Genomic DNA, 18,177 nt, shown 5'->3' on the forward strand with positions numbered 1-18,177 from the left:
CGAATGGCCCACTGGGGCCGTGTTCAGATTCTCAAATTCAAAATGACAGCCAACGCCTCTGCCTCTACGCCGGTGATCGAGCCCGGTTTTCTCGTCAATACCGAATGGCTGGCGCAAAACCTGCACCGCCCGGATCTGCGGCTGTTCGATTGCAGCGCCACGATGGTGGTGGATCCCGTTATCAAGCAGCGTGTGCAGCCGGAGCGAGCCGCCTTCGAGGCTGCGCACATCCCGGGCGCGCAGTTCATCGACATCGATGCGCAACTGTCCGACCGGCATCACCCGATTCATCTGATGTTGCCGCCCCCCGATGCGTTCAAGGCGGCGGTGGAGGCGCTGGGCATTCGTCGCGACAGCATCGTCGTTATCTACAGTACCGGCACGCCGTGGTGGGCCACCCGCGTGTGGTGGATGTTGCGCGTTTATGGTTTTACGAATGCGCACCTGCTCGATGGCGGCTTGGCAAAGTGGCAGGTGGAAGGGCGGGGCGTCGAACAAGGACCCGTGGAAGCGCCCGCACCGGGCGAGTTCAGCATTGCGCAGCCGTTGCCTTATGTGGCGGCACGCGAAGATGTCGAACGGGCACTGCATGCGCCGAAGGTTCGGCTGATCAATGCGCTGCGCCCGGCACAGTACAGCGGCGAGGAAATGCCGCGCAAGGGGCGTCCGGGCCATATTCCCAGCAGCGTCAACGTCCCGGCGGCCAGTCTTCTCGACGGCGCGTCCGGCGAGTTGCTCGACGATGCCGCATTGCGAGACCGCTTCGCTGCGGCGGGCGTTGGGCCGGAGCGCGCTGTCATTGCCTATTGTGGCGGCGGCGTTTCGGCGAGTCTGGTGGTCTTTGCGCTCATGAAACTCGGTCATCCGGATGTGCGGCTCTACGACGCCTCGCTGGGCGAATGGGGGAGTGCGCCGGAACTGCCGATGCAGGTCGAAGGCCGGTAATTTCGCGATCACTTCGCGTAACCGGCTGTTTTCTCAAGTTTTTCACGTTTGCGCCGTTGGAGCCCTTAGGGGCCATTGCGGCCCTTGAACCTGTCATGTCAGCCGGGGGCAACGAGACTGTTGCGCGGCAAGCCCAGACAACCGTGACACGCGTGCGTTTGTCATGCATTTCGGGCAGCATGGCGGGCGGCGACCTCCGGGGCCGGAGGCCGCTCTCCCGAAAGAAAGGCGAAAGCGCAAATGTTGAAGAATTGGACGATTCGTTGGCGGTTACGGTTTGCGGTGGCGGGGCTTGCCACGCTGGTCGTGGTGGTGGGCGGCCTGACCCTCGCAGGGTTGCGTGAGACGGTGGGCAGTCTGCGCGAGGTTTACAACAAAGAACTGGCCAGCACACGGCTGCTCGGGGAGTCCGAAATTCAGATCGGCCGCGCCCGCGCGGTGGTCCTCAGAGCGCCGCAGGCGCCCACGGCGGAACTCAAGGCCGACGACATCAAGAAGGGCACGGTCTACTGGGGTGAGTCGGAGAAGGCATGGCAAGCCTATCTGGCGTTGCCCGCCGACGCTGACGAGCAACGTCTGGCGGCGCAGGTGACCAGTGCGCGGCAGGCGTTGAAAGATGCCTTCACGCTGGTGCAGAACGGTATTTCCTCCGGCCAGACCGACGCCTATTACGAGCAGGCGGCGGCACTGGGCAAGCGCTATACGTCCTATGTGAATGCGAACGACGCGCTCAAGCAGCTTTACGACGGGCGGGCCAAGACGAGCTTTGAGTCGGCCGAGTCGGCTTACGATCGGCAACTGATCTTGACGCTTTGTGCGATTGGGTTTGCCGTCATTGCCGCGTTCCTGACGGCGCGGGCATTGAATCGCGCCATTACGCGGCCGTTGGACGACGTGCTCGAACACTTCCAAGAAATTGCCGACGGCAACTTGCGCCGCCCCGTTCACATTACGTCGACGGACGAGATGGGGCGGTTGCTGGAGGCGCTTGCCGCGATGAAGGCGCAGCTTGGCGACACGGTGGCTAAGGTGCGCAAGAGCGGTGAGGCCATTGCAGCGAGTGCGCGCGAGATTGCCGCCGGTAATTTGGATCTGTCGTCGCGTACGGAGCAACAAGCGGCGTCGCTTGAAGAGACGGCGGCGAGCATGGAGCAGTTGACGGGCACCGTGCGGCAGAACATGGAGCATGCGCATCAAGCGAATCAGTTGGCGCGTCAGGCGAGCGAGCAGACCGGCGCCGGCGATAGCGCGATGGCGCAGGTGACCGACACGATGCGTCAGATCGATGCGGGATCGGCGAAGATTCGCGAGATTATTTCGCTGATCGACGGCATCGCGTTCCAGACGAACATTCTCGCGTTGAACGCGGCTGTGGAAGCGGCTCGCGCGGGCGAGCAGGGCCGTGGGTTTGCCGTGGTGGCTAACGAGGTGCGCACCTTGGCGCAGCGCTCGGCGAGTGCGGCACGTGACATCAAGACGTTGATCGAAACGTCGGCCGAGCGCTCGGCAGCGGGCAGCCGCATCGTCGGTGAAGCCGGGGCCGCGATGCAGGAAATTGCGGGCAGCGTGCGTCGGGTGACCGACATCATGGCCGAGATTTCGGCGGCATCGGAAGAGCAAACGGCGGGGATCGATCAGGTGGCGCGCGCGGTCACGCAGATGGACGAGGTGACGCAGCAGAACGCCGCGCTGGTCGAGCAAGCCTCGGCAGCCGCCCAGTCGCTCGCGGAACAGGCCGAGTCGCTGAAACAAGCCGTGGCGGTGTTCCAGTTGGCACAGTCAGATGAGCCAGGCATGCTGGGTTTTAACGCGCTTGGTCAAGCCCCTGCGGCAACCGCAGCCACGGCACGGGGGCGGTTGCATTCGGTGGTGTCTTGAGTGGGTAATGTCGCGGGGTGAGGCAAGCCGCAAGGTTAGGCACGATTCAGTTGCCGCCCACCCCAGTCGCCACGCCGCCCGACATCGAACGTCGCAGCAAACTCCAGCGCCGGCATCGGTTTCCCGAAGAGATACCCCTGTCCTTCGTCGCAACCCAGCCGGCGCAAGTTGTCCCGCTGTTCTGCGGTCTCGACGCCTTCTGCCGTCGTGCGCAAATCGAAGCTCCTCGTCATATCGACGAGCGCCCGCACGACTGAGGCGTCTCGCTCCGATTCCACCATCGCCTGCACAAACGACCGGTCGATTTTGATGCGGCTCAGCGGATAACGCCTGAGCAAGCTGATCGACGCGTAGCCCGTGCCGAAATCGTCAAACGCTATGCCGACGCCGTAATCGCGCAGGCGCCGCAATGCATCGAGCACTACGTCGTCGTCAAGCACGATGCTCTCGGTTACCTCCAGTTCGAGCGCCTGCGGTGGCAAACCGTGCCGGTTCAATACGGCAATGACTTCGTCGACGATGCTCCCAATGCGGAACTGCAAACCGAACAAATTGACGCCAATGCGAAACGCCGGTGCCCCATTGCGCCGCCAGAACGCCGCTTGCGCACACGCTTCATCCAGCACCCATGCGCCTACGGCCGCCGCTAACGGCCCGCGCTCAAGCGCAGGCAAGAATGCCGCCGGGGACAACAACCCGCGCTGCGGATGCCGCCACCGGATCAACGCCTCAGCGCCGGTCAGCGATCCATCCGCGAAATCGACCTGCGGTTGATAGAACAGCACGAACTCGCCGTCGTTGACCGCCCGGTGCAGCTCGATGTTGTACACACGACGCTCGACGGCCTCCATGCGCAACGTTTCCACAAACACGAACACCTGACCCGGCCCGTGGTGCTTCGCGCGCGACAACGCGAGGTCGGCATTGCTGATCAGGCTAAGCGCCTCGTGCGCGTGCTGCGGCGCGACGGCGATGCCGCAACACGCCGTCACGCGTACATCGAACCCGCCGATCACCATCGGCTCGGCAATGGCCGCCGCAGCGGCATCGGCAATCAGTCGCGCATCTGCCGTGTTCGTCACCCCGGGCAGCAGCAGCGCGAACTCGTCGGCGCCAATCCGTGCGACGGTGTCGTCCGCTCGCACCATCCCGCTCAACCGCCGCGAGACTTCGCAAAGAATGCCGTCGCCCACCGCGTGCCCGAGCGTGTCGTTCACATCCTTGAAGCCATCGAGATCGATGATCACGACTGCCGCACCACTGAGGCACGCCGACGTGACTTCGGTGTTGCGATAAAAGCTTGCGCGATTGGCCACGCCGGTCAGCACGTCGGTGCTGGCAAGCCGTTTGAGCGCATCTTTCTCGTCGCGCAACGTACTCAAGTCATGGACATGGGCGTTGAACGTCAGCACGCCATTCTCGCGCCAGCAGAACAGCGACGCGCTCAACATAAACTCGGCCCCATCTTTTCGCAGCCCATAAACGACTGACGGCATGGTCAGCCCATCGACCGAGCCCATGGTGACCACTTGTGCGATTCGGTCACGCAGTGCGGGGCGGCCGTGCTCGGGCACCAGCGCTTCGATAGTCAGGCCTAAGGCGTCTTGGATGTCATATCCGTAGAGCGTGGCCGCAGCGAGATTCCAGTCGAGGATCTTGCCGCTCTCGTCGAAGCGGATCATCGCCGTGGGCGAACGCCGCTCAGGCTCAGCAAAAGTGCGCCGGTCGCGTTCGACAAAGAGCTCGACGCGACGTAATTCGAGCCGGTCGGATGCCATTCTCGCTAGCTCGCGCAAACGCTCGCAATCGACCGCTGAAAAATCGTGCTTGGGTTTGTTGTCGATAACGCACAGCGCGCCAAGCGCATGCCCACCGACCGACATGAGAGGCACGCCCGCATAAAAGCGCACCTGTGACTCGCCAGTGACAAGGGGGTTGTCGTGGAAGCGCTCGTCGCGTGTCGCGTCGGGCACGACCAGCACGGCGTCCTGAAGGATCGCATGCGCGCAGAACGATGCGTCGCGGCTCATGTCGACGTCGCAGCCCGAGAATCCCGTCGCGGCGGCAAAAAACACGTGATCGCTGCCGACCATATTGACCGCTGCCACAGGGACATCGAACATGTGCGCCGCGATGCGAACTACGACATCCAGACTCGGCAGCGGACGATCGCTGCCCAGCCCGTATTCCGCCAACGCGGCAAGCCTCTCGGTATCCATCGGCAATACAGGGGGACACTTCATCAGTGGTCTCCTCGCCTGAAAGCGGCGCTATCGACAAACTTCGGGAAGCGTTTGCATGCGTGCAGACACGAAGCGTATCGCGGTCAAATAAGACCGGAAGTACGTTCGAGCAAGGGAAGCCCCGTGAGTGACGCTTTGCGTTCTATCCGCCGGATATGCGTCCGGCTGAATTCGGATAATTCGTCCGATTGAGCGGATTATAGTGCGAAGTTAAGCACTTATGTATTCAGGCTAATTCGGGATGCCAATTGTATTGCAATGGCGTATTGGGAAACGCGTTTTCATACTTGCGTTTGAAGCGTAGTGGTTAGGCCAGTAAAGCCAGCGCATCCGCGAGTGTCAGCACGGTAGTTCTCGATTCGAACGCCGTCGCGAAAAGATGATCGTGCACGAGCTGATCCGGATCGTAGCAGCAATCTTTCACGGTGAATAACCGAAAATCGGCATCGCTCGCATAAGCGATTGACGACAACATCACGCCCGTCGATGCGATGCCCACCATGATCAACGTGTCGATGCCACGGGCGGAAAGCCGCACCTGCAAATCGGTGCCATAGAAAACGCTGGCACGATGCGCGACGACAACCGTTTCGTTCTCTCGCCGCCCCAATTCAGGCGAGACAGCGTCTTCAACGAATAGCCCCAATTGCTTGACGCCTTGCCCATTCTTATTGAGCGGGCTGACTTCCGGATAACCAGGGCTAAAGTGAAACTTGGCGAAATAGATATCAATGCCTTTAACGCGGGCGGCGTCACACAATTGACGTGTGTTCGAAAGCAGCTCGGGGGCAACTGAAGGAAACAGCGCGAGGATATCGGTCTGATAGTGCATGACCAACAGTGCTGTTTTCTCGGAATGGATGTCCGAAATCGGCATAGTCGTTGCGCGCAGGGGGCGTTCATAAGAACGATCAGCGACTCTATCACGCGCTATGCGAAGCAAAAAAGCAAAACGGGCGCCGAAGCGCCCGCGCGAGTTCTCTTAGCTCTGCGATCCAATTAAATGGACAGCCGCCCCAGCCATTCGCGAACGTGATCGCCGCGTTCGGCACGAGGCTTCACTTCGGCATCGGCAGGCGGGGTGCCGACGAACAGGAAGCCCAGAATTTGTTCATTCGGCTCGAAGTCGAGCACCTGATGCAGATCTTTGTCGTAAGCGTCGGGGCCGGTGGCCCAGAACCCGCCATAGCCAAGAATGTGCAACGCGTTGAGCATATTCATTGTGGCCGCGCCAACCGACAGTAGTTGCTCGCCCGCCGGTACATTCGTTTGCGTCGATACCGACGCGGCAATCACGATGATGAGCGGTGCCGCAAAGGCTTTGCGACGGCGTTGCTCGTGGGCCTCGGGCCCTGCGTCGGGATTTCGTTTGGCGGCAATCTCAACCAGCGCTTGGCCCAGATCTTCGCGCGCTTCGTCGCGCACGACGACAAAGCGCCACGGACGCAACCGGCCGTGGTCCGGTGCACGCAGCGCAGCATCGAATACCAGATTGAGCTCAACATCGTTCGGTGCTGGTTCAGACAGCGGCCAGTGCGACTGACGCGAGAGCAGGGCGTCGAGCGCCAACTGACGCGATGCATTCACCGGGCTAGCAAAATCAGTGGTCGTACCCATCAACATGTCTCCAGAAACAGATGAGCCATCATCCGCGATTCTTCTGGAAAAATCAAAATGATTCTCATTTGCGATAATGTCTTGCGTTTTTTGCAAGATGACGTGTCGCGCAAGTCATTTGAGAAAGCTTGTAATCTAGCGCTTCGCCCAACTGCCAACGCAAAGGCCTATCTCATGAGTCAGCAAGCCCCTGTTGAATACGCAAACGCCACGCCGGAAGTGAAGGCCGTCTTCGATGACATCAAGACGACACGCGGCGTGCCAGACGTCAATAATTTCTGGAAATTCATCGCGCAACACCCGCCGACGCTCGCGCGCACGTGGGACAGCGTGAAAGATGTGATGGCACCCGGGGCGCTCGATCCGCTGATTAAGGAATTGATTTATGTCGCGGTGAGTGTGACCAACAATTGCGGCTACTGCGTGGCAAGCCACACGGCCGCCGCCCGGCGCGCGGGCATGACCGATGAGATGTTTGGCGAGTTGCTCGCCGTGGTCGGTATGGCGAATGAAACCAATCGGCTGGCAGTCGGCTACCGGGTGCCGATCGACCCGGCGTTCGAACTGCCAGCCAAATAAAACGGCGACGGCGTTATTGCGCGGCGCTACGCGACATCCACCGCCGATAGCGCCGCGTTTGGCAGGCCGTCGCGAGTTGTTGCAGGATCAACGCCTTGAGCGGCGACACGTCAGGTTTTGTCGCGCGTCCGGCGCTCAAGCGATTGAGTTGGAACTTGACGACAGCCATGTTCGCCAGCGAGCCGAGTGCCTTGTTCTTCCACGTGATGGGACGCAGGTTCGGCTCGCTGTGTTTGCCGTCGCGCCAACGTGCGGGCAGCGTCGGATCAATGGACAGGGCGGTGGCAATGCCAACCATGGCCACGCCATCATTGACGACCTGTTCGGCGACGGCTTGGCGGCGGATACCGCCGGTAACCATCAAGGGCATGCGCGCTGCCGTTGTGATCTCGCGGGCAAATTCCAGAAAGTAGGCTTCCCGCGCCAGCGTACGGCCATCGCGCGCTTGCCCTTGCATCGCGGGTGCCTCATAGCTCCCGCCTGACAGTTCGACCAAATCGACGCCCAACGGGTTGAGCAATTCGACCACGCGTTTGGCATCTTCAGCGCTGAAACCGCCACGCTGGAAATCGGCGGAGTTGAGCTTCACGGCCACGGCAAATCCCGGCGAGACCGCTTTTCGCACCGCTCGGACGATGTCGAGCAGCAAGCGGGCACGGTTTTCCAAACTTCCGCCCCATGCGTCCTGACGCTTGTTCGTCAGCGGGGAAAGGAACTGACTCAGCAGGTAGCCGTGCGCCGCATGAATCTGCACGCCCGTAAAGCCGCTGCGCTCGGCGAGTTCGGCGCTGCGTACGAAGCGTGACTGTACGTCAGCGATGTCGTCGGGCGTCATTTCTCTGGGCACGGCAAAGCGTTTGGACAAGGCGCCAAGGTCGAGCGCGACGGCCGACGGGGCGACGGTGGGTTGTCCGAGGGCGGACTGCATCTGACGCCCGGGGTGGTTGAGCTGCATCCAGATCTGCGCACCCTGCGAGCGTGCGGTGTCCGCCCAGCGCCGAAAGCGATCCAACTGCGCGTCGTCCTGCAACACGACCCCGTTGGGGCCGGTCATGGCTTGCGCGTCGATCATGACGTTACCCGTCAGAATCAGGCCCACGCCGCCGCGCGCCCAAGCGTCGTAGAGACGGAGCAATGCATCGGACGGTGCGTGGTTGGCGTCGGCCATGTTTTCTTCCATGGCGGCCTTGGCCAGGCGGTTCGGGATTTGGGTGCCGTTCGGCAGGGTAAGGGGGGTGAAGAGCGTCATTGTGTCGCCTCCTCAGTTGACGATGAGGGGACGATAACCTTAAAGTTCACTTTAATGTCAAGCGCTGTGGAGGCGGACGATGAAAATTGGTGACCTGGCGAAAGTCAGCGGCCTGGCGGCGTCGAAAATCCGCTTCTACGAGGCACAGGGGCTGTTGCCCGATGCGCAGCGACAGTCCAACGGCTATCGGGAGTACGGCGACGATGCGCTCACGCGGCTGGATATCATCCGCCGCGCGCAGAACGCCGGGTTCTCGCTCGATGAAATCCGGTCGATCCTGCCGCCCGATCTCAGTGCGTGGCCCCACGACACGTTGCTTGAAGTGTTGCGCCGTAAGGTCACGGAGATCGAGCGTCTCGAGCAAAGTCTGGCGCAAAGCAAACACAATATTTCGGCGCTGATCGATGCGATTGAGCAGCGCGGCGAGGGGGAAGGGTGCGGCGAGGCGGCCCAGCGCGTGCTGACATCGCTGCGCAACACCCCGGTGGACCCGCCGCTCACCAACGGGCGGGCGCGCAAACGGGGTTGATGCCCGCCTCGACGGCTCGCCTTTATTCCATCGAAACCCAGCACTCGTTGCGCGCTTTGTCATAGAGCACGCCATGCCCTTTGTACTCGGTCGCGCAGGCGGTGCCACGGAAGCGCACATCGCTGGGCGACTGGGCGCGCATCCAGCTTTCTTCCTTACTGCCTGCGGCGATATCGGCGGCGCGATCCGTCGGCTTGCAGCCTTTGCCCTCGCACCAGTGCGCCTGCACCGCTTCGCCGCAGGTATTGGCGATGCCGTACCAGTACATGTTCTTGACCGTGTCGTCGAGTTTGACGTCGACGATCTTCAGGCAGCTTGGGTACTGCTTGAGGACCAAGCGCTTCTTACCGGCGCCGACGTTGCTGTCGAGCGCCGCGGTCGATTTTGCAGTGATGTCGTCGAATTTGGTTTGATGGGTGCGGTCGATCGCATCGGCGCTCCAGCCCAACTCGTCCAGACGCGCCGCGATGGCACCGGCGACGCATTGGTTGCCCTGCTTGCTGTCGATCATCGAGGGATCGGCCATGTCGCTGTTCAGCTTATGGAGACGCTCGCGCAACCGCGGCACGTTGGCGATGTTGATATCCCGATAGTCGGTTTCCCAGAAGCTACGTGCCAGATCGGCCAGCCGCGCACTCGTCATGTCCGGGCGCGAGGCGACTAACGACGCGCGCAGGGAGTCTTCGCAGTTGTAACCGGCGTTGGTCACCAGTGCTGGCTTTTGTTGAGCGGCGGGCTGGTACGTCTGGGCAGCCGGACGTGGGGTAGGGGCTTGATATGAGGGCGTCGGATCGTCATTCTGCTGCGCCGGTGCGTTCTGCGGTTTTGACAGCGCGTTGAGCGTGTTGATCAGAATCTGCGTGTTGACGTTGGTGTTGCTGTTCCCGCTCGGCTTGTTTGAATTCGACGGTGCGGAGGTCGGCGGTGCCTGCGTGGCAGCGGTGGTGGCCAACCCGGCAGCGAATGTGACGCTGACGGGCGCGCAAGTGAAAACCGTGGCCAGCGCCGCAGCGGTGACCACCTTCGTCATTGTTGTGTGCATTTTTCCTTCCCCACTAAAACGGTGTTCAACGCTGTATCGCGAGAATCGGTTGGAATTACAGCACAAGGGGGTGAGCTCTCCATCCTTCATTTGATGGATATCCGGCGCGGGTGGTCGAAGACGCTGCGTTGCCGTATTCTCAACAAGCATTGCAATATCTGCACCGGAAATGGGTGTTCCGAACATCGACTATCACGGGGAATCCATGCAACTCGACATCGAGCAGGCTAAGGCATTGGCGCGCACGGCAATCATGGCGGTGGGCGCCGACGCACCGACGGCTGCGTCACTCGCCAATGCCACGGTCGCCGCAGAACTGTCGGGCCACGGTTCGGTAGGTTTTGCACATCTGCTGGATTACCTGAGAGGTTTCTCGAAGGGCCAAATTGCGCGGTCGGCGCAGCCCGACATCGCGTTTCCCACGCTGACGACGATCAAGGTCGATGCAAAACACGGCATTGCGCAATTGGGTTTCGATCTGGCATTCAACGAGCTTGTCGAACGCGCGAAGCAGTATGGCGTTGCGTTGTTTGCGCAGGCCAACAGCTACACCGCTGGGGAGTTGGGCTATTACACGCGGCGGTTGGCCGACGCCGGTTTGATCAGTCTGGCGACATCGAACGGCCCGGCGCTCGTGACCACGCCACAGAGCCGCCAGCGGGTATTCGGCACCAATCCGTTGTCGTTCGGCGCGCCAATTGCCGGGGGCGCGCCGCTGGTGATCGATCAGGCGTCGAGCGCTACGGCATTCGTCAACATTCGCGAAGCCGCCGCGAAGGGGCATGCCATTCCGGAAGGCTGGGCGCTAGACGCCGCAGGTATGCCCACAACCGACGCGAACGATGCCTTGACGGGCATGCTGCTCGCTTTTGGCGGCGCACGAGGCGCCAATATTGCGTTGATGGTCGAAGTCCTGTCGGCAGGGCTAACCGGCGCGAACTGGTCGTTAGATTGCCCGTCTTTTGAACATGGCAACGCCTCACCGGGTGCCGGGCTATGCATCGTCGCCATCGCCCCGGCGGCGCTCGCTCCGGATTTCGCCACCCGATTGGCGCTTCACGTAGAGCGCTTGTCTGCCAAGGGTATTTACGTGGCGGGGCGTGGCGATCGCCCCGACGTGATCGAGGTCGCGCCGTCAGTGCTATCTGAGATCGAACGCTATTGCGCACACAACCTATGATGAATAAGAACCCAATCATTCAGCACAATCAGGGTGCTGACACATAGCCGCAGAAGTCAGGCGTAAGGATGGCCTGCCTAAACCGGGCGGGCATCCGTTTCGCGGGTGGACCGATACCAAAAGTGATGACGAGACGCCCGCAGGAGGCGTTTTTTCATGAACCCGATCACATCGTTTCTCGTCTTGGTCCTGTTGTTGCTGGGCGCGGCAGCAGGCGTGTATGTCAACCCTTATCTGGCGCCTTGTTTTCTCGTCGCTGCGATGTTGCTGGCGTCGATGTTGAAGATGGCCAACGCTTGGCAGAAGTTCGTCATTTTGCGGGCCGGTAAGCTCCAGAGCGTCAAGGGGCCGGGGCTGTTCATGATCTTGCCGGTCGTCGACAACGTGACAGCCATCATCGATACCCGCATTCAAACCACGGCATTCAATGCAGAACAGGCGCTTACGAAGGACACGGTGCCGGTGAATGTCGACGCCATCATCTTTTGGCATGTGAACGACGCGGAGCGGGCGGCGCTTGCGATTACGGATTACCGGCAGGCGATCGACCGCGTAGCGCAGACATCGTTGCGCGAGATGATCGGCGCATCGATGCTCTCGACGTTGCTGTCTGACCGGAAGGCGTCCGACGAGCAATTGCGTGCGGATATCAGCGCCAAGACTGCCGCGTGGGGGATTGCCGTGATTTCGGTCGAAGTGCGGGACGTGGCGATTCCCGTGGCGCTGCAAGATGCGATGTCGCGGCAGGCACAGGCCGAGCGGGAAAAGCAGGCCCGTATGATTCTCGGCTCTGCGGAAGCGGTGATCGCGGCGCGCTTCGTCGAGGCGGCCACGATCTACGAAGGCCATCCGCAGGCGTTGCAGCTGCGCGCGATGAACATCATCTACGAGACGACCAAAGAGCGAGGCGCCACCATCCTCATGCCGTCGTCGATGGTCGACAGCATGAACCCGGCGATGCTGGCGTTTGCCGTGGGCGGCGCAGATCCAAGCAATGCGATGTCGACATTGAAGACCGCGGCTTGATCGAACTGAAAAGGCTCGCTTGATAGGCGAGCCTTTTCGTTATCCCAATCGATAAACCTTCGACACTGTCTCTCTGAACAGTGCGGCCCGCTCGGTCGGGCTGGCCTGTGCCGTGAGGCGCTTGAAGGCGTTCCAGCCGTTATTGAACGAATACGAGCCTTTGTCGACCGGGAAGTTGCTCTCGAACATGCAGCGGTCTGCCCCGAACGCCTCGATACAGGTGTGCATCCACGGCTTCCATGCGTCGGCGAGCGCCTGTGACGTGGGCGGCCGTTCTCCCTTTTCGAAGTCGAAGCCGTTGATCCGCATCCCCAATCCGCCCACTTTCACATAGACGTTCGGCAACTGCGCCAGCTCGCGCATTGAGCGGGACCACCGGGTGAACACCTCGTCGCGCGCATTCTCGTAGCTGGCAATGCGCACCACGCCGCCGCAGTGATTCACGATAAAGGGCGTCTGCGGATATGCCTTGGCCAGATCGAACAACTCCGGCAGTTGCGGGAAAAACAGCCACGCGTCGTACGACAAACCGAGCGACCCCAACTGCGCCACGCCTGCGCGGTAATCCTTGTCGAGCAACAGCCCACGTGGTGCGGCCGACAGCGGATTGACGAGCGTCTGATCGGCATCCCAGGTCACCAAATGACGCACGCCTTTGAACCGGCCTTGTCCCGCTGCGAGGTGTGCCTCCAGGACGTCGCGCACCGCTGCCCCCCGCCGCAAGTCGGCATACCCGACCATGCCCTGCGCGACGCGCGGCGACGATTGCTGCAACGGTGCCGTGATATCCGCCACGAACTGCGTCTCACCGACCGGCCGCAGTGCTTCGGGACCCGACTGCCGGTAGCGAGTAAGCGCCTGCATGAACACCGACGCCGTGATGTTGTGCCCGCCGCGGGCATCTTCCAGATACTCGTCGAGCAGATAAATCCAGCCCGGGCGCTCGTAGAAGTGATGATGCGCATCGATGATCGGCATCGCCGGTTCAAGCGCGGATTCATTACCCGATGCCAGCCATTCGGCGCGCACGGGCAGATAGTTGCTAGTCGCCGTCATGGGACGGGATTCCTCCTTGGCAAAAACGCGCGTGGCCGACAGCGCTGCCGATGCCGCAGCCGCCTGCAAGAGCTTGCGGCGCGACGGTGATTGAATACGGCGCATTATTTCTCCTCCTGCGGGAAGGCGAACAGAGCGAGCGTGAGCAGCGTGGTCACACCGAGTACGACGGCCAGACCCAACATGCCTGCCGTGAACGTACCGAAACTGTCTTTCAGATAGCCCACGAGATAAGGGCCTGCAAAGCCACCCAATGCGCCAATCGAATTGATCAGGGCGAGACCGCCTGCCGCCGCCTGTCCGGAGAGGAACCGTGCAGGCAGCGTGAAGAAGATCGTGCGGCCCGCGATGGTGCCGATCAGGGCAAGCGTGATGCCGGTCATCGCAGGCACCAACTGGTCGAAATAGGTCGACACGCCTAACGCTACGGCACCGATCAACAGCCCCGCCGCCAAATTCGCAATGTGCCCGCCGCGACGGTCCACACGCTTAGCCCACCAGAGCAGCGCGATCGTGGCGAAGAAGTACGGCACCGCGGAGAGCCAGCCCGTCTGCGTCACGCTCATGCCGTGCGCTTTGAGCATTTGCGGCAACCAGATGCCAATGCCGTACGAACCCATCGTGAAGCCGAACGAAATCGAGGCAAGCAGATAGACGCGCACGTCTTTGAGGGCCGCGCGGAAGTCCTTCTTTTTCTTGGCCGAACTGCCTTCACGCTCGAAGGCCTGTTGCAGCGCCTGACGCTCGTCGGGGGTGAGCCACTTGGCATCGGCGGGCTTATCGGCAAGCAGCTTCAGCACGAGATAACCCAGCAAACATGCGGGCAACCCTTCGATGATGAACATCCACTTCCAACCGGCAAGGCCGAACACGCCGTCCATTTGCAGCAGCCACGTCGACAGCGGGCCGCCGATAAAGGACGACAACGGCGTCGACACAGTGAACCACGCGAGCACCCGCGTGCGGTAGTTCGCAGGGAACCACACGGCAAGGAAGAAGATCACGCCGGGGAAGAAACCTGCTTCACCGATACCGAGCAGCAGGCGAATCGCGTAGAAGCTCATCGGCCCCACGGCCAGCGCCGTCGCTGCCGCAAAGATGCCCCACGTGATCATGATGCGGGCCAGCCAGCGCCGTGCGCCGAAGCGATAGAGCGCGAGATTGCTCGGCACTTCGCAAAGGCAATACCCGGCAAACATAATGCCCGCGCCCCAGCCGAACTGCGTGGCCGTCAGGCCGAGGTCGCGGTTCATCGTGAGCGCTGCAAACCCCACGCTGGTACGGTCGAGATAGTTAAAGAAATAGGCGAGGGCAAGCAGGGGGATGAAGCGCCAGGCGGCTTTTTGCACCGCGCGTTGCTCCAGCGTGCCGCTCGCGGGCAGTTCCGCTGGCGTGGTCCGGGATAACGAGGTCATGGTTGTCTCCTGCATATTGCCGGGCGCGCTTGCCGTTCAACGGGTGGCACGCCTCGGCGTTCTTGTGTGTGACTTACGGATTCGATGGATTCAGTGGACTTGCGAAATTCAGGCGCTCGCTAGCTCCACGGGGGACGGCTGCGCCGCGCCATCGACTGCCTGCGCTGCCGCGCAACGCACGACACCGGCATCGGCTAGGCCCGCAATCTCGTCGGGCGTATAGCCGAGTTCAGCGAGCAAGGCCTGCGTGTCCTGACCCAGCGACGGCGGCGCTGCGCGCAGCGGCAAACGCTCGCCTGCCAGCGTGATCGGCAGCAGTGCGGTGCGGGTGCTGACGGCTTGTCCTGCCGCACTCGCGTCGGCGGGCAACGTGACTTCCGCCAGACCGCCCGTGGCCAGCAGATGGGGATCGTCGAACAACGCTTGCGGCTTCGTGATCGGCGCGTAAGGCAGGCCGGCGCGCTCGAAAATTTCTCCGATATGGGCGGCGGTGAATGCCTCCATGTGATGCCGAAGCTTCGGCATCAGCCATTCACGCGCTTGCACGCGCAGGTTGTTGGTGGCGAGCCGTTCGTCTGCCTTGAATGCTTGCAAACCGAACGCATCGCAAAAGAGTGCCCACTGGGTATCGGATACCACCGCGAGGAAAATTTGCTCGCCGTCTTTGACGGTAAAAACGTCGTACACCGCCCATGCGGAAATGCGGCTCGGCATCGGCGCGGCGGGGCGACCGGTGACGGCGAACTGCATCATGTGCTGCGCCATCAAGAACACGTTGTTCTCGAAGAGTGCGCTTTGCACTTCTTGCCCTTGCCCGGTGCGCTCGCGCTGGGCCAACGCGGCCATTGCACCTATTGCGCCGAACATGCCACCCATCACATCGTTGACGCTCGCGCCTGCGCGCAGCGGCTTGCCTTCCGGTCCGGTCATGTAGGCCAGACCGCCCATCATCTGCACGACTTCGTCGAGCGCAGTGCGATGGTCGTACGGGCCGGGCAAGAAGCCCTTGTGCGACACGTAGATGAGGCGCGGATTGAGGCGCGACAACGTTTCGTAGCCGAGCCAGAGCTTGTCCATCGTGCCGCTCTTGAAGTTCTCGCTGAAGACGTCGGCATTCGCGAGCAAGCGGTGCACGATCTCCACGCCGCGCGGGTCTTTCAGGTCGACGGCCAGACTCTTCTTGTTGCGATTGAACGTACTGAAAAAGCCCGCGCCGGAACCGCGCAGTTGCCGTGTGCTGTCGCCAGTCATCGGCTCGACTTTGATGACTTCTGCGCCCAGGTCGGCCAGCACCATCCCGCACGTCGGGCCCATCACCATGTGCGTCATTTCGATGACGCGCACGCCGCTGTAGGGCAAGTCACGGTTGCCGTGCACTTTGTTTGTCGCCTCGCTCATTGCGCGTCTCCCAGCAGGCAACCTTCCGGTTGCGGGGCGCTAGGGGCGCGTCCATCGGCGTAGCGAAAGCCTTTCGGCAGACCGGCGTCTTGCACGTGGCCGTAAAGCGCTTCGCCAGGCAGGGCATCGGCAAGCACGGCGCGCGCAGCGGCGAGCGCATCGACATCAATGCCGGTGTCGTGACCCATGGCTTCGAGCAGGAACACCAAGTCTTCCGTGACGATGTTGCCGGTTGCGCCGGGCGCATATGGGCATCCGCCGAGTCCGGCCTGGCTCGCATCGATGGTCGTCACGCCAGCGTCCAGCGCCGCGACTACGTTGGCTAGCCCCTGACCGCGGGTGTTATGGAAATGCGCGCCGCCCGCTTTGCTGCCGAATTCGGCCTGCAAGCGACGGAACAGGCGGCGCACCTGCACCGGGTTGGCGTAGCCGCTGGTATCGGACAAACCGATTTCATCGACGCCGCACTCCGCCATGGCGAGGCACATGCGCATCGTCTGGTCGTCGGTCACGGTGCCCGCAATCGTGCAGCCGAAGGCGACCGATACCCCGGCTTCGATCTCGATGCCAGGGAATTGGGCGTCGCGCAGCGCCACGATGGCGCGCACTTCTTCGATCATTTGCGCCGTGGTTTTGCGGATGTTGGCCATCGAGTGCTCGTCGGTCACCGAGACGGGCAGCGTCAGCTTGTGCACACCGGCTTCGAAGGCCGCCTGCGATCCGCGCAAATTGGGCGCGAGCACCGCGACGCGCAGTCCGGGAATCGACAGCGCGTGGGCGACGACGTCGTGAATGTCTGCCATCTGCGGCAGCAACTTGGCCGGTACGAACGAGCCGACTTCAATTTCTTTGAGACCGGCGGCAGCGAGTGCGGAGATCCAGCGCAGCTTGGCGGCGGTCGGCATCACGCGCTTCAGACTTTGCAGTCCGTCGCGCGGACCGACTTCGCTCACCAGTACTTGCGGGGCGGAGGATTGGGTCATTCGAAAGCTCCTGAAGTTCTATCAGAAAGAACTATGTTCTGTTTGATAGAACTATACGAGCAACTTCACGCGCATTTAAGTTGGGTAAACCCGTAATTCACTCATTTTGTGGAACTTGTGTTCTGTCCCGTAGAACTGTAGAGTTGCCGGACACAATGAAACGCACGACAGGAGAGCCGAGTGGGCCAAGAAGAATTCAGTGCTGAGGGACAAGCCGCCGAAAGCGCCGGTAACGCCGATAGCGGCAGCGGCAGCGGCGTCGCAGTGCTCGATCGTGCGTTTGCGATCCTCAACGCGTTCGGCCCTGCCGAAGATGGGCTGACACTGACCGAAATTTCGCTGCGCACCGATCTGTACAAGAGCACGGTGCTGCGCTTGCTCGGTGCGCTCGAACACGGGGGATTCATTCGCAAACTGGGCGACGGGCGATATGCCATCGGCCCGCAACCGTTGCGCTTGGCGGCACGTTATCAGCGGTCGTTTCAGGTGGGGCCCGTGATTGAGCCGGTGTTGCAGCAGTTGAGCCGCGAACTGGGCGAAACCGCATCGCTGTATGTCCGTCAGGGCGATCAGCGGTTGGTGCTCTACCGGGTGGAGCCTACGCGCGCGGTGCGGGTGTCGATTCGTATCGGTGAAGAATTCCCGATCGCGAAGGGCGCGTCGGGCAAGGTTTTACTCGCCTTTACTGAAACCGACGACCCGCGTTGGGCCGATGTGCGAGAGCGTCTCTGGGCTGTCTCGTTCGGTGAACGAGACCCCGAAACCGCGTCGGTTTCGGTGCCGGTGTTCGGTGCGAGTGGGGAGTTCGTCGGTGCGCTCACCCTGTCCGGGCCGAAGGCGCGTTTCGACATGGCATCGGCAGTGAAGCAGGCATTGGCCGCGCTACTCGACGGTGCACGTCGCGCGACCGTTGCACTCGGTGGCATGGGGGAGCGTTACGACGCGAGCCTTGCCGCGACACGCCAAGCAGGGTTCACAGTGCCGGGGCACGACGCGGGCACGTAAGCCATGCCGGGCGAGTCATTTCAAGTGAGTGA

Annotated in this window: 16 protein-coding genes; 7 read left to right on the forward strand and 9 right to left on the reverse strand. The window is 61.8% G+C overall.

Annotated elements, in window-relative coordinates:
- Positions 1–42: 42 nt before the first annotated feature.
- Together PPN31114_RS03075 and PPN31114_RS26520 are read left to right on the forward strand one after the other, a co-directional pair.
- Positions 43–945, forward strand: a complete 903-nt coding sequence (locus tag PPN31114_RS03075; RefSeq protein WP_174987618.1) for a sulfurtransferase — start codon at positions 43–45, stop codon at positions 943–945.
- A 240-nt stretch (positions 946–1,185) separates the two neighbouring features.
- On the forward strand, positions 1,186–2,823 hold the full coding sequence (locus tag PPN31114_RS26520) for a methyl-accepting chemotaxis protein (RefSeq protein ID WP_150678010.1): 1,638 nt from the start codon (positions 1,186–1,188) through the stop codon (positions 2,821–2,823).
- Positions 2,824–2,858: 35 nt separating this feature from the next.
- Here PPN31114_RS26520 and PPN31114_RS03085 read toward each other — a convergent pair whose 3' ends face one another.
- The 3 genes from PPN31114_RS03085 to PPN31114_RS03095 form a co-directional block, all read right to left on the reverse strand.
- Positions 2,859–5,066: a putative bifunctional diguanylate cyclase/phosphodiesterase gene (locus tag PPN31114_RS03085; RefSeq protein ID WP_150678011.1), complete on the reverse strand. Its 2,208-nt coding sequence runs from the start codon at positions 5,064–5,066 to the stop codon at positions 2,859–2,861.
- A gap of 307 nt (positions 5,067–5,373) precedes the next feature.
- Positions 5,374–5,943, reverse strand: a complete 570-nt coding sequence (locus PPN31114_RS03090) for a cysteine hydrolase family protein (protein ID WP_150678012.1) — start codon at positions 5,941–5,943, stop codon at positions 5,374–5,376.
- A gap of 122 nt (positions 5,944–6,065) precedes the next feature.
- A complete protein-coding gene (locus PPN31114_RS03095; protein WP_246182379.1) occupies positions 6,066–6,683 on the reverse strand; it encodes a nitroreductase family protein in 618 nt (205 codons plus the stop codon).
- Between the two features lie 174 nt (positions 6,684–6,857).
- Here PPN31114_RS03095 and PPN31114_RS03100 point away from each other — a divergent pair, with 174 nt between their 5' ends.
- Positions 6,858–7,262, forward strand: a complete 405-nt coding sequence (locus PPN31114_RS03100; protein WP_150678014.1) for a carboxymuconolactone decarboxylase family protein — start codon at positions 6,858–6,860, stop codon at positions 7,260–7,262.
- A 13-nt stretch (positions 7,263–7,275) separates the two neighbouring features.
- Here the strand turns inward: PPN31114_RS03100 and PPN31114_RS03105 are convergent, their stop codons facing one another.
- Positions 7,276–8,511: an NADH:flavin oxidoreductase/NADH oxidase family protein gene (locus PPN31114_RS03105; protein WP_150678015.1), complete on the reverse strand. Its 1,236-nt coding sequence runs from the start codon at positions 8,509–8,511 to the stop codon at positions 7,276–7,278.
- Between the two features lie 79 nt (positions 8,512–8,590).
- Here PPN31114_RS03105 and PPN31114_RS03110 point away from each other — a divergent pair, with 79 nt between their 5' ends.
- Positions 8,591–9,040 carry a MerR family transcriptional regulator gene (locus PPN31114_RS03110; RefSeq protein ID WP_150678016.1) on the forward strand — a complete coding sequence of 150 codons (450 nt, stop codon included), beginning with the start codon at positions 8,591–8,593 and terminating at the stop codon, positions 9,038–9,040.
- Between the two features lie 22 nt (positions 9,041–9,062).
- On the opposite strand, the gene PPN31114_RS03115 is transcribed toward PPN31114_RS03110, so the two are convergent.
- Positions 9,063–10,070 (reverse strand): hypothetical protein, encoded by a 1,008-nt coding sequence (locus PPN31114_RS03115; RefSeq protein WP_150678017.1) that lies wholly within the window; start codon positions 10,068–10,070, stop codon positions 9,063–9,065.
- A 217-nt stretch (positions 10,071–10,287) separates the two neighbouring features.
- Between PPN31114_RS03115 and PPN31114_RS03120 the strand changes: the two genes are divergently transcribed.
- Together PPN31114_RS03120 and PPN31114_RS03125 are read left to right on the forward strand one after the other, a co-directional pair.
- Positions 10,288–11,262, forward strand: coding sequence for an Ldh family oxidoreductase (locus PPN31114_RS03120; protein WP_150678018.1), 975 nt, complete (start codon positions 10,288–10,290; stop codon positions 11,260–11,262).
- A 156-nt stretch (positions 11,263–11,418) separates the two neighbouring features.
- Positions 11,419–12,288: a slipin family protein gene (locus PPN31114_RS03125; protein ID WP_150678019.1), complete on the forward strand. Its 870-nt coding sequence runs from the start codon at positions 11,419–11,421 to the stop codon at positions 12,286–12,288.
- A gap of 39 nt (positions 12,289–12,327) precedes the next feature.
- On the opposite strand, the gene PPN31114_RS03130 is transcribed toward PPN31114_RS03125, so the two are convergent.
- The 4 genes from PPN31114_RS03130 to PPN31114_RS03145 all read right to left on the reverse strand — a co-directional run bounded on the left by PPN31114_RS03130 (position 12,328) and on the right by PPN31114_RS03145 (position 17,140).
- Positions 12,328–13,449, reverse strand: coding sequence for an amidohydrolase family protein (locus PPN31114_RS03130; RefSeq protein ID WP_174987622.1), 1,122 nt, complete (start codon positions 13,447–13,449; stop codon positions 12,328–12,330).
- A complete protein-coding gene (locus PPN31114_RS03135; RefSeq protein ID WP_150678021.1) occupies positions 13,449–14,759 on the reverse strand; it encodes an MFS transporter in 1,311 nt (436 codons plus the stop codon). Before PPN31114_RS03135 ends, PPN31114_RS03130 begins: the two co-directional genes overlap by 1 nt.
- A 108-nt stretch (positions 14,760–14,867) precedes the next feature.
- A complete protein-coding gene (locus PPN31114_RS03140) occupies positions 14,868–16,157 on the reverse strand; it encodes a CaiB/BaiF CoA transferase family protein (RefSeq protein WP_150678022.1) in 1,290 nt (429 codons plus the stop codon).
- On the reverse strand, positions 16,154–17,140 hold the full coding sequence (locus PPN31114_RS03145) for a hydroxymethylglutaryl-CoA lyase (protein ID WP_150678023.1): 987 nt from the start codon (positions 17,138–17,140) through the stop codon (positions 16,154–16,156). The genes PPN31114_RS03140 and PPN31114_RS03145 overlap by 4 nt, the downstream gene beginning before the upstream one ends.
- Before the next feature lie 264 nt (positions 17,141–17,404).
- Between PPN31114_RS03145 and PPN31114_RS03150 the strand changes: the two genes are divergently transcribed.
- Positions 17,405–18,145 carry an IclR family transcriptional regulator gene (locus PPN31114_RS03150; RefSeq protein WP_246182453.1) on the forward strand — a complete coding sequence of 247 codons (741 nt, stop codon included), beginning with the start codon at positions 17,405–17,407 and terminating at the stop codon, positions 18,143–18,145.
- Positions 18,146–18,177: the final 32 nt, after the last annotated feature.

It is taken from the genome of Pandoraea pneumonica (assembly GCF_902459645.1).
Taxonomy (GTDB): domain Bacteria; phylum Pseudomonadota; class Gammaproteobacteria; order Burkholderiales; family Burkholderiaceae; genus Pandoraea; species Pandoraea pneumonica.